This is a genomic window from Floridaenema evergladense BLCC-F167, from assembly GCF_041929205.2.
Taxonomy (GTDB): domain Bacteria; phylum Cyanobacteriota; class Cyanobacteriia; order Cyanobacteriales; family Aerosakkonemataceae; genus Floridanema; species Floridanema evergladense.
Genome location: NZ_CM171625.1, coordinates 1,765,105 through 1,776,981, shown reverse-complemented (window position 1 = coordinate 1,776,981; position 11,877 = coordinate 1,765,105). Strand labels below are relative to the sequence as shown.

The window sequence follows — 11,877 nt, the reverse complement described above, 5'->3', positions numbered from 1 at the left end:
GTTCTAATATCACCCAATCACCAACTACCAAATTACTCCTGCTTATTACCATCAGGCATAGTCGCACCTCGCAAATAAGCACCTTGTAAATCAGCACCTTGTAAATCAGCACCCCGAAGATTAGCATCTTGCAAATAAGCACCTGTCAAAAAAGCACCTTTTAAATAAGCACCTTCCAACTTAGCACCTTGCAAATCAGCATCACCTAAATTTGCACCTTCCAAATTTGCATCCCAAAGTTTAGCATCCTGCAACTTAGCATTACGCAAATTCGCACCCACCAAACTGGCACTTTCTAAATTTGCATTACGCAAATTAGCCCCTGACAAATTCGCATTTTCCAAATTCGCATCCCACAATTTAGCGTCCCACAATTTAGCGTCCCACAATTTAGCATTACGCAAATTAGCCCGCCCCAAACTAGCCGCTTCTAAATTAGCATTTCCCAAATTTGCGCCTTCTAAATTGACCCCCTCCAAATTAGCATCTCCCAAATTTGCACCTACTAAATTAACGCCTTCCATAGTGGCGCTTTCTAAATTTGTCCCCCACAAATTAGCACCACCTAAATCAGCACCTTCTAATTGTGCTTCTCGTAAATCTGCGCCGCCTAAATTTGCTCCCTGTAAATCAGCCCCTCGCAAATCACACCTAGTACATTTCTTAGTAAAAAATAATCGCCGGACTGCATTTTTGCTACTAGAAATTGATAGCTGATTATCGATTTGTAGCGATCTTTCCTGGTGAAAATTGCCTAAACTAGCGTAAAGAAAACTGATAGCTCCTAAAGTAGCTAATCCCATTACAGGTGCATTCAGAGAACTTTTGATTTTCCCTGGTAACTTTCGCAATTGAATTATATAGTCAGGCGGCTGAACAATCTTTTGCAAAGCTGTTAAAGCGACAGTTGCATCAGAGTAGCGAAATTTCACATTTGGTTCCACCATTTTCATTAACCATTGCCCAAAATTCGCTGGTAATTGAGGAACTAATTTGTGAAAATTAAACCGATAATTGTCATCAATTAATTTGCCAACTTCTACAGAACGAGTACCTGTGACTAAACAAATTAAAGTTGCACCCAAACTATAAAGGTCAGAAGCAGTAGTTAAGGGACGACCAAACTGTTCTTCTGGAGGCATAAAACCGATCGTACCACCAGCCACACTACTTAAAGCTAATTCTCCACCTCGAATTCTGGCAAAACCAAAATCCACCAAGTAAGCATTTAATTCTTCATCCACCAAAATATTTTCTGGTTTAATATCGCGGTGAATAACTGGTGGAGTGCGCTGTTGCAAGTAAACCAAAATTTCCAACACAGAAATTGCGATTTGCTGGATTTCTTCTAAATTAAAACTGTATCTTTCCGCTAAAGAAGGAGCTTTTTTATACTCTTGGACTAAACAAAACCCGGATATTGTTTCAAAAGAGTCCAAATAACGCGGAATGCGGGGATGATGCAGTTGTTGTAAAACTTCTATTTCTCTTTGGTAAGTTTTAAAGCTAGACCAGTCAACACCCGAATTGGCAAACCGGAATTCTTTAACTACTACTTGTTGTTCGGAATTTAGGACGTTAGCCAAATAGGTAATACGTCCTGCTTCTCGGTTAATTCCTAGTTCTTGGACAACTTCATAGCCTTGGCTGGAGAAGTTCGGAAATTTGCTCATAATTTCTCCCCGCAAGAGATTTGTGCAGCATCACCGCATTTAGTTTGCTTGAAAGATCCTAACCGCTGCGGGGAATTTTGTCACAGGTTGGTAATTTTGTTACAAAACATAATTATTCCAGGTAAACTATCTCTAGTGTGTAGATTTTTACACTTCTAAAGCTTTCACCAAGCGTTACCAATCATGGTAAAACCAGACCAAAAGTATGGATGTTTAAAATTCCGATTTCCTAAAGCTACTAATGATGGTGGTAAATTGATGCCAGTGCCTAAATTAGGGCCGATTAATTTGCCTTTTTCTAATCGCACTTCTCCGCGTAACATTGCTGTTTGCGCTTGTCGTAAAGCTTCACTTCTGGTAGGTGCAGTTTTCAAGTAACGGTAAAATTCGCTCATTAAAGCTAAAGTTCCCGTGTCGCTGACATTCCATAAACTAGCTAATGCCGATTTAGTTCCGCTTTGAATTGCTATTCCGGCAAATCCCATTTCCGCATCTTTATTACCTATTGCGGTGCGACAAGCGCTTAAAACTAGTAAATCTACAGGTGGGTTATTCCACTGTAGTTGACGCATTTTATCTAATGTTAGTTTAGTGTCCCAGAATTGAATGAAGGAATTTGCTGGTGCGCCGGAGTTGAATTGAGCGTGGGTAGCTAAATGTACTATACCAAAAGGTTGACTGGCACGTTGCGATCGCAAATTGTCGATCGTAAACTCTTGATTTAAAAAATTTTTACCCTGTCTAGGCGCATTCGGTGCGATCGTAGTCAATTCTACAGGAACCGCAACCAAAGGAGGCAACTCTTTAAACTGCGATGCACCCATTGCTAAAACAGGCGAATTTTTCAGACTACGAGGATTTAAATCGATCATATTAAAAGCCGGAATTAGCCCAATACTATACTTCTCTACCAAAAACTTCTGCCCATCATGTAAACTCGCTATTGGCAGACTGCGTAAAGTCGGCCCCATACAGAAAATTAACGTATCAATCCGATTATTTTTCAATTCCGTTTCTAAAGGCGTAATTATCCACTGATAAAGTCTTTTCGCCGCAGGTAAATAACTATTACTATTAACTTTAGTCAGATCGGTAATCTCCGACACCAATTCTTTCGTACTACCAACCAAATTTACCTGAGTTGCCGCTGGTACGCTCTTCCGTATCGGTGCTCTTTGTGGTAAAACTAAAATCAAATCCAGTTTTTTTGGTGTTGGTACTGCGTAAATTAAAGCAGTTCTTTTGGTTGTTTGGTTTGCCAACCTTCCTAAAGTAGCTGATATTTGTTGCGCTTTCAGGGAAGATTGCGTGAGATTAGCCTTAAAATAAGTTTCATAATCACCTTCCCAAGTCTTTTCAATTGTATTAACAGTATCAATTGGATTTAAATTTTCAATCCGTTCTCCTAACGTTGGAGAGTTAGCCTTACTCGTACTACTCAAAGTTACATGGCTAACAATTCCAGTACGGGAGAACTGTACTGTAGCCACACCTTGATTATAGTTAACAAGGGTGCTACTCAGCCCCACTGCCAAACCAGTAACAAATATGACAAATGATGGGAATTTCATAGTAACGACTTACCACCAATTTAAATTACAATAATAGTAAAAATTTAACCTTAGCATCTAACGGAGGTATTAGTTACAACAGTTTTTTTCCGAAGTTTTCCCGAAAATTTCATTAACTCAGTTGTTTTGGATTTTCCGGTAAGTTAATCATCAGCAACTATGTTACTTTTTTTCCAATACTTAATCCCTGTTCCAGTTTCATCCTGAGCAGCCAATGAAATGCTGAAAATAATCATAGAGAAACCTATTCCCAAGGCCGCCATTAAGAATCATCTGCCATTAAAGTTGCATTGCTCCCAGAGTAATTATGCACTTTGCCAAATTTAATTAAAGCCATTTTACCCCAAGTTGTAGTTAATTAGCTATGAATAGAGTCCTATTAGATATTAAAGCAACTCGTCCTATGTTGGGTGATTTGCTGGACGATCGCTATCAAGTACTTCAAGTACTTAGCGCTGGAGCTTTTGGTAGAACATACATTGCCGAAGACACTTTATTACCAAATTTTCCCAAAAGAATTATTAGACATTTAAAACCCTCCGAAAATTACCCGCATTTATTACTATTTATTCGCCAGCTATTCAGCAATGAAACCAAAACATTAGAAACATTAGGACAACACGACCAAATTCCCGAACTCCTGGCTTTTTTTGAAGATGACCAAGGATTTTACCTAGTCCAAGAACTTTTTGTTGGACAGCTACTTAGTAACCTATTGACCACCAGCCAAAATCGCAGCAAATATTGGACAGAATCCCAAGTTATTCAATTACTACAAGACGTTTTGAACATCTTAGATTTCTTTCACGCTCAAGGCATCATCCATTGTGACATTAAGCCAAATAACTTAATTAAACGTAGTGACAACGGTCAAATATGTTTACTTGATTTTGGCGCAGTTCAACCAATTTCCAGACTCAAAAACAATACAAATCAAACCCAAATAAATTTCAACATTCAACCAGCAGGGTACATTCCAGCAGAACAACTTGCCTATCAACCCCAACAGAATAGCGATATTTATGCACTGGGAATGATTGCCATTCAAGCATTGACAGGAATACATCCCACACAATTAACAATTGACCCAGATAGCCAGGAAATTAGTTGGCAACATTTAGCTTATGTCAGCGATGAACTAGCTAATATCTTAAAGAAAATGGTGTGCTACTCTTATCAAGAACGCTACCAAACCGCTGCTGACGTTTTACAGTCGCTAGATAAATTAGCGAATCCAGAAACTTTACCTATTACTCCTCAAGAATTAACCTTTTACTCTTGTCCCATAGAAGATTTAGAAAATGTCCTTGACTTTAATGAAAAAATTTTAGAAGGAATAAAAGCTTCCCTGAATCAGACAACTGATGACATTATTAAGACTATCAATATTCAGCAGAGGAGATTTTTCAAATTCCCTGTACTTTCTCCTTTAATAGTAGTATTCATCATCAGCATCAGCATCAATTCTTTTGTAATAATATCGGGATTTTTTTATATTTCCCAACCTGACCCAGCGCAGATGCGACAAATGGAACAAATGGTTCAACAACCTTTAGAACAAATTACTAAGAAAGTTTGCCAAATTCCTTATCTCTGTTATTGGTTCAGTAAATAGGATTGGGATGGAGTGTGGTGTAGGGAAAACATACCCGTTACAGATGTAGAGGCGTTTCATGAAACGTCTCTACAATCAAAACTTTTGATTGGTAAAACCAATAAAACTAAACAATATCAAACTCTTTTCCATTCAGTTTTCGGTGCTTCCGTATGCGCCAATAATTTACCTTGAGAAATTACATAAATAACAGTCGCTCTTTTACGAATTGCCTCATAACGACTTTCGGCATTTAATACAATTAAATTAGCTGGTTTTCCCACCCCAATTCCATAACTATCACCTAAATTTAAAGTTTTCGCTCCATTCACAGTCACCATATCATAACAAGCATCAATTTCTGCCATTCCGGTCATCTGACAAACATGAATTGCCATCTGTGCTACATCTAACATATTTCCCATTCCCAAACTATACCAAGGGTCTTGAATACAATCATGTCCCAAACTAACATTTAGTCCTGCTTGCCATAATTCTTTGACTCGCGTTACACCCCGTCGTTTGGGATAAGTATCTGTCCTACCTTGCAAAGTAATATTAATTAAAGGATTAGCGATAAAGTTAATTTTTGTTCTTTGTAAAAACCCCATTAATTTATTAGCATAAGCGTTATTGTAAGAACCAAAAGCTGTAGTGTGACTAGCAGTTACTTTAGCACCTAAACCAGTGCGAATTGCCTCAGCAGCTACCACTTCTAAAAACCTTGATTGATCGTCATCTATTTCGTCGCAGTGAATATCGATCGAGCGATCGTACTGCTGCGCCAACTCAAAAATTCGCTGTACCGAACGAACACCATCTTCCCTAGTTAATTCGTAATGAGGAATTCCCCCAACTACATCAGCACCTAACTTTAATGCTTCTTCAATTAATTCAGCATTTTTCGGACTCCCATAAATTCCATCTTGAGGAAATGCTACCACTTGCACCGTTATCCAATCTTTCACTTCTTCTCTGACTTCTAAAAGTGCTTTTAGTGCTGTTAAAGTAAATTCGCTCACATCAGCATGAGTGCGAACAAATAACACTCCTTGCGATGCTTGCAATTTCAAAGTTTCCTTTGCTCTAGTTTTCACATCTTCTAAAGAGAGATTTTGTTTCCGTTCTCGCCAAATTTCAATTCCTTCAAACAAAGTACCACTTTGGTTCCACCAAGGTTCACCTGCTGTTAAGGCTGAATCTAAATGTATGTGAGATTCGACAAAAGGAGAACTGACTAGTTGAGTGTTAATGTTTAATTCTAACTGTCCTAGTTCCTCAATTTCTGAAGAAATCGCAACAATTAAACCGTCGTGAATTCCCATATCAACTATTTCGTTGTTGAGTAAACGACATTGGCGCAGGATTAAATCGTATGGCATTGTAAGTCTCTGAGTGGCAATGTTTTAAATTTAATAAAAAAATACACCCCCAACAATCAGAGGTGTACTAATTTCTTATTTAACTAGCCTGCGACTGGCTAAAGTGCCAGATCCCCGACTTCTTCAAGAAGTCGGGGATCTAAATTACAGCATTATTGACCGATTTCATCGTTAAGACCGATTTCTGCGGCAGAACGGCTAAATACCGTTTGTTGGCGGTTTTTAGCAGCACGTTGCTTGTTAACCATTAAGGAACGAGCCTTATCTTGAACGGTATCGGAGCTTTGGTTGTTGTTATTTAAGTTTCTCATGGTTTTCGCCTCAAAGAGTAATAGTTTTGCAGTGATGAAAATGAGGCGCGTTCCTTCGGGATTTCTCCCTACTTCCGTCTCTTTATCACTGTAAACTGATTGACTCAGAGTGCGTAAAGAGATGAACGATTTATTTCTGTATCTATTGTTACGGTTTTTCGAGAAAATGTCAAGTGGGAGTGGAAAAGTTTTGAGTTTTGAGTTTTGAGTTAAAGAGTTTCCTTGCCCCTCGGTGCGTCTGCGCCTCTGCGCCTCTGCCCCCTTACGTTGCTTCTTAATTAAACTTCATCCTGGGGAAAGTGCCACAGTGTCGGTTTTAAGCGCTAAAGTGACAAATATGAGTGAGAAAAGTGCAAATACAAAAATTGTTAGCGATAATCGCCAAGCTCGGTTTCTTTATGAGATTCTAGAGACTTATGAGGCTGGAATCGAGTTAAAAGGGACGGAGGTTAAGTCGATTCGCGAGGGGAAATGTAACCTGCGAGATGGCTATGTTCTGATTCGCAATGGTGAGGCTTGGCTGTTGAATGTCCATGTTTCCCCTTATCAGGGCAGTGGGGCGTATTTCAATCATGACCCACTTCGGACACGCAAGCTGTTGCTGCATAAGCAGGAAATTCGCAAGTTAATTGGTAAGGTGGAACAAAAGGGTTTAACTTTGGTGCCTTTGAAGATGTATCTCAAGAAGGGTTTGGTTAAAGTTTCTGTGGGTCTAGGTAGAGGTAAGAAGTTGCATGATAAGCGGGAAGATTTGAAGAAACGCCAAGATAAGCGGGAGATGGAACGGGCGATGAAGAGTTATTAGGGACTGGGGACTGGGGACTGGGGATTGGGGGACAAGGGGACAAGGGCGAGTTATGAGTTTTGAGTTATGAGTTTTAAGTTATTAATTCAAAACTTAAAACTTAAAACTCATCACTAACGAAGGGACAAGGGGACAAGGGGAAAGAAGAGTTCTCAAGAGTCTCTCTTGCTTTCCAAGTCCCCAGTCCCCATTCCCCATTCCCCAGTCCCCAGTCCCCATTCCCCATTCCCCAATCGTTACCATAGAAATTCTTGATGGTGGGTAATTAGTTTTCCTTGGGTGTGAGTCCTACGATAAAATCAAACAGTTCTGATGACTAAAAGTAAAGTAGAGTAAGCGATCGCATGAACACTCCAACTGAAAACCAAACTAAATCCAGTGATAAAAGCTTAGAAGCAATGCGGCATTTTTCCGAACAATATGCCAAAGGCACTGGTACTTACTTCTGTAGTGAACCTTCGGTTACGGCTGTTGTTATCGAGGGTCTAGCTAAACACAAAGATGAACTTGGTGCGCCACTTTGTCCTTGTCGTCATTACGAAGATAAAGAAGCAGAAGTTAAAGCTAGTTTCTGGAATTGTCCTTGCGTGCCGATGCGCGAACGCAAAGAATGTCACTGTATGCTGTTTTTAACTTCAGATAATGATTTTGCTGGAAAAGAGCAAGAAATTTCTTTAGAATACATCAAATCATTACGAGATAGCATGGCATGACCCAAGTCATCCCTGATGATTTTTGGCAAGGTGTAGCTCAATTTAATTCGGGTGATTACTACACTTGCCATGATACTTTGGAGGCTCTGTGGATGGATGCAACAGAGCCACAAAAAACTTTTTATCAAGGTATTTTACAAATTGCGGTTGGTCTTTATCATTTAAGCAATCGCAATTGGCGCGGGGCTGTAATTTTGTTGGGTGAAGGTACTAATAAATTGGGTTACTATCAGCCAGATTATGCTGAGGTTAATGTGGAAAAGTTAATTGCTGAAAGTAGGGAATTGTTAGCGGCTTTGCAAGCTGCTGGGGCAGAAAATGTGGGCGAGTTTGCCGAAAGTATTAAGGATACAGGTACTTATTTGTCAGATGGTCAGAGTTTGATTGTCCCAAAAATTGCCAAAATTGTCTAATTCTACTGATGAAAGTATACGTGGACAGCGATCGCTGAGTCAAAAGCAATTTAGACTCGTGCGATGTCTCAGAAATAATCTACTAGTTGAAAAAGGTGAAGCTTTTTACAAGCTTCACCTTTTGTCTTGCAGTCCGGGAACCTAGTGCCTTTTGGTACTAGAACGCCGATTCAGTATTGTCGTCGGCGATGAGAAACCGGGTTTCTGGGATTACTGAATTGGTGTTCTAGGTGATAGAGTTTTAGTCATTTGAGGAATTTATCAAAGTTATGAACCAAGAACAGTTTGAAATTTTGCGGGATGATGTCGATCGCTGGAAGCAAAATCCAGGTGTAGAAATCGATTTGGCAGGGGCCGATCTGTGGGGAGCTATTCTTTAACGGGGACTGGGGAAGTTTTGAGTTTTGAGTTCTGAGTTTTGAGTTAAATTTCCCTTGTCTCCTTGTCACCTTGTCCCTACGTTAGTTATGAGTTTTGAATTAATAACTTAAAACTCAAGACTTAAAACTCATAACTCGCCCTTGTCCCCTTGCTTTCTCGTTTCGAGAGCTTGCTTCCACACTCGATCGCCTGTAATAGCTAAAGGAAATGCTATGATTAACCACCATCTAGGTTAATGTTCCTAAGCTTGCGTGAATTATGATGGCTGCTGTTAAATTTTCTCTATATAATCTCTGTCGTTTCGGGTTAACGTTGTTGTTACCCTCGATGTTTGTGGGTGCGATCGCACTTAGTAGCAAAGATCAAATTTCGATCGCCCAAACTTCTCCCCCAACTGCGGACAGTCGCCCCTTGACTGTGCGTTCTGATATTCAAGAAGCAGACCAAAAAACGGGAGTGGTTACTGCTAGGGGCAACGTACAGTTATTTTACCCAGCCCGCCAAATTCAAGCTACAGCTGCCCAAGCTCAATACTTTAGCCGGGAACGGCGGATTATTCTCACGGGTAACGTTTACGTCCTACAAAATGGTAATACCATTCGTGGCGAACAAGTGGTTTATCTGATTGATGAAGGACGATTTATTGCTGTACCCCAAGCTAATCGTCAGGTAGAATCAATTTACCTCGTTTCTGACCCTAATTTAAACGCCCAACCTACACCACCACCCAAGGTTCCCACAACTGCTCCCCGTCCTCAATCTAATACTCCCACCAGAGGACGCTAGACAATGGTAGAATCAATCACAATTTTCTGATATGGCTGCCACTGGGCGGAGAAAGCGGTGTGAAAATTGTTTTACAGAATATTCATAAGTCTTACGGCAAACGGCAGATTGTTAGCCGAGTGAATTTATCCGTTAGGCGAGGAGAGATTGTGGGTTTACTAGGGCCAAATGGTGCTGGTAAAACGACTACTTTTTATATTGCTACTGGTTTAGAACGTCCTGATTTAGGAACTGTTTGGCTGGACGATCGCGATGTCACCAATTTACCCATGCACCAAAGGGCAAAGTTAGGCATTGGATATTTAGCCCAAGAACCGAGCATTTTTCGCCATCTTAGCGTCCAAGAAAATATTCTCTTAGTTTTGCAGCAAACACTAGTCCCCCGTTGGGAAAGACAAGCACGTTTAGAAGCTTTGTTACGGGAATTCCGCTTAGAAAAAGTTGCTTATACTAAGGGTATTCAAGTTTCTGGGGGAGAAAGACGCAGAACTGAGTTGGCTAGAGCTTTAGCTGCTGGTAAGCAAGGGCCAAATTTCCTATTTTTGGATGAACCTTTTGCTGGTGTCGATCCGATCGCTGTGGCAGAAATCCAAGAAATTGTGCAAAAGTTGCGCGATCGGCAAATTGGCATCTTAATTACCGATCATAACGTCAGAGAAACTTTAGCGATCACAGACCGAGCTTATATTATGCGCGATGGACAAATTTTAGCTTCCGGTAGTGCCGATGAACTTTATAATAACCCCTTAGTCAGACAGTATTATTTAGGAGAAAACTTCCAAAAATAATTGCTTTAATTCTTTAAAAATCCCAACTACCAACTACCAACTACCAACTACCAACTACCAAAACCAACTGTCTAATGCCCAAATTTAAGTCTGCCTTCTTCTATTTTCCAGGGGGAATTTCGGTGATGGATCGTTATTTGATCGCCGAATTACTACCGCCATTTTTGTTTGGAGTGGGACTGTTTTCTTCAGTAGCAGTGACGATCGGCACGTTATTTGATTTACTGCGGAAAATTAGCGATGCTGGATTAGCACCTACTACAGCAATCAAGATTTTTTTACTGCAATTACCTTACTTCATTGCTTTTGCTTTACCAGCAGCAATGTTGTTAGCTACTTTAATTACTTATAGTCGTCTGAGTAGTGATAGCGAACTAATCGCTTTACGTAGTTTTGGAGTTCATGTTTATCGCTTATTAATGCCAGCAGTTTGTTTCGGAGTAGTAGTAACGGGAATCTGTTTTTGGTTGAATGAATTTGTCGTACCAGCAGCTAAATATGAAGCTACTCAAACCTTACAAGTTGCCTTAAATAGAGAACAAAAAGATTTCCAAGAAAGTAACATTATTTATCCTGAATATAACAAAGTAACTCAACCGGATGGCAAAAGAAAAGAGGTGATGACTCGGTTATTTTATGCTGAGGAATTTGACGGAGAAAGAATGAAAGGTTTAACGGTATTGGAGCGATCGCGATCGGGCGTTAACGGCATTGTCGTCTCAGAATCAGCAGTTTGGAATCAAGCTCAAAATACTTGGGACTTTTACAATGGTACAACTTATTTAGTCGCTCCCGATGGCTCATATCAGCACATTATGCGCTTTGAACATCAACAATTACAATTACCTCGCGCCCCTTTAGATTTTGCCAGAAAAGGGCGCGACTATGCCGAAATGAATATTGCCCAAGCAACCGAACAACTAAAGTTAATTAGCTTGAGTAACGACACTAAAAAAATTCGCAAACTAGAAATTCGGATTCACCAAAAAATTGCTTTACCTTTTGCTTGTTTAGTATTTGGTTTAGTGGGATCGGTTTTAGGCATTCGACCCCAACGCACAAACAAAGCTACAGGTTTTGGGATTAGCGTTTTAATTATTTTTGTCTATTACTTATTAATGACTTTAGGCGACGTTTTTGGCTTGAGTGGGGTTCTTCCTCCCGAAATTGCCGCTTGGTTACCCAATATATTTGGTATAACTATGAGCAGTTGGTTATTATGGCGACTTGCTCGTTGATAGGGACTGGGGATTGGAGACTGAGGAGGAGAGAAATACTATGGTTAATTAATTGTGTTTTTTACAGGAAAAATTAGGCACTATTTAATGACGAGCTTCATAAAAAAAGCATAAAATACTGGTAAATAAAAGTTATCCTGTAAATATATACCTTGTGAGATCTTGTCTGGCGGATAAAGTATTACAAAAAACAAAGTACCTCTGGGCATGAAATCACTAACT

The 11,877-nt window shown here is 39.9% G+C and carries 11 protein-coding genes and 1 riboswitch; of the genes, 7 read left to right on the top strand and 4 right to left on the bottom strand.

Features of this window, described 5'->3' with window-relative positions:
* Positions 1–32: 32 nt before the first annotated feature.
* Together ACE1CA_RS08440 and ACE1CA_RS08435 are read right to left on the bottom strand one after the other, a co-directional pair.
* Entirely contained in the window at positions 33–1,673 is a 1,641-nt protein-coding gene (locus ACE1CA_RS08440; protein WP_486517718.1) for a pentapeptide repeat-containing protein, read from the bottom strand.
* Between the two features lie 164 nt (positions 1,674–1,837).
* Positions 1,838–3,244, bottom strand: coding sequence for a CHAT domain-containing protein (locus ACE1CA_RS08435; protein WP_413277599.1), 1,407 nt, complete (start codon positions 3,242–3,244; stop codon positions 1,838–1,840).
* 364 nt (positions 3,245–3,608) lie between these two features.
* Here ACE1CA_RS08435 and ACE1CA_RS08430 point away from each other — a divergent pair, with 364 nt between their 5' ends.
* Entirely contained in the window at positions 3,609–4,859 is a 1,251-nt protein-coding gene (locus ACE1CA_RS08430; RefSeq protein WP_413277600.1) for a protein kinase domain-containing protein, read from the top strand.
* A 116-nt stretch (positions 4,860–4,975) separates the two neighbouring features.
* Here ACE1CA_RS08430 and codA read toward each other — a convergent pair whose 3' ends face one another.
* The gene (gene codA / locus ACE1CA_RS08425) at positions 4,976–6,220 is read right to left on the bottom strand and encodes a cytosine deaminase (RefSeq protein ID WP_413277601.1); all 1,245 of its coding nucleotides are present in this window, start codon (positions 6,218–6,220) and stop codon (positions 4,976–4,978) included.
* Between the two features lie 152 nt (positions 6,221–6,372).
* Positions 6,373–6,531 carry a hypothetical protein gene (locus tag ACE1CA_RS08420; protein ID WP_413277602.1) on the bottom strand — a complete coding sequence of 53 codons (159 nt, stop codon included), beginning with the start codon at positions 6,529–6,531 and terminating at the stop codon, positions 6,373–6,375.
* Positions 6,532–6,575: 44 nt separating this feature from the next.
* A riboswitch (Glutamine riboswitch) is annotated at positions 6,576–6,661 on the bottom strand.
* Between the two features lie 207 nt (positions 6,662–6,868).
* Here ACE1CA_RS08420 and smpB point away from each other — a divergent pair.
* The 6 genes from smpB (at position 6,869) to ACE1CA_RS08390 (ending at position 11,655) form a co-directional block, all read left to right on the top strand.
* Positions 6,869–7,336 (top strand): SsrA-binding protein SmpB, encoded by a 468-nt coding sequence (gene smpB / locus ACE1CA_RS08415; protein ID WP_413277622.1) that lies wholly within the window; start codon positions 6,869–6,871, stop codon positions 7,334–7,336.
* Positions 7,337–7,680: 344 nt separating this feature from the next.
* The gene (locus ACE1CA_RS08410) at positions 7,681–8,049 is read left to right on the top strand and encodes a ferredoxin-thioredoxin reductase catalytic domain-containing protein (RefSeq protein WP_413277603.1); all 369 of its coding nucleotides are present in this window, start codon (positions 7,681–7,683) and stop codon (positions 8,047–8,049) included.
* Positions 8,046–8,462 (top strand): DUF309 domain-containing protein, encoded by a 417-nt coding sequence (locus tag ACE1CA_RS08405; RefSeq protein WP_413277604.1) that lies wholly within the window; start codon positions 8,046–8,048, stop codon positions 8,460–8,462. The genes ACE1CA_RS08410 and ACE1CA_RS08405 overlap by 4 nt, the downstream gene beginning before the upstream one ends.
* A 639-nt stretch (positions 8,463–9,101) precedes the next feature.
* Positions 9,102–9,629, top strand: coding sequence for an LptA/OstA family protein (locus ACE1CA_RS08400; RefSeq protein ID WP_413277605.1), 528 nt, complete (start codon positions 9,102–9,104; stop codon positions 9,627–9,629).
* A 59-nt stretch (positions 9,630–9,688) separates the two neighbouring features.
* A complete protein-coding gene (gene lptB, locus ACE1CA_RS08395; RefSeq protein WP_413277606.1) occupies positions 9,689–10,417 on the top strand; it encodes an LPS export ABC transporter ATP-binding protein in 729 nt (242 codons plus the stop codon).
* A 125-nt stretch (positions 10,418–10,542) separates the two neighbouring features.
* On the top strand, positions 10,543–11,655 hold the full coding sequence (locus ACE1CA_RS08390) for an LptF/LptG family permease (RefSeq protein WP_413277607.1): 1,113 nt from the start codon (positions 10,543–10,545) through the stop codon (positions 11,653–11,655).
* Positions 11,656–11,877 lie beyond the last annotated feature (222 nt).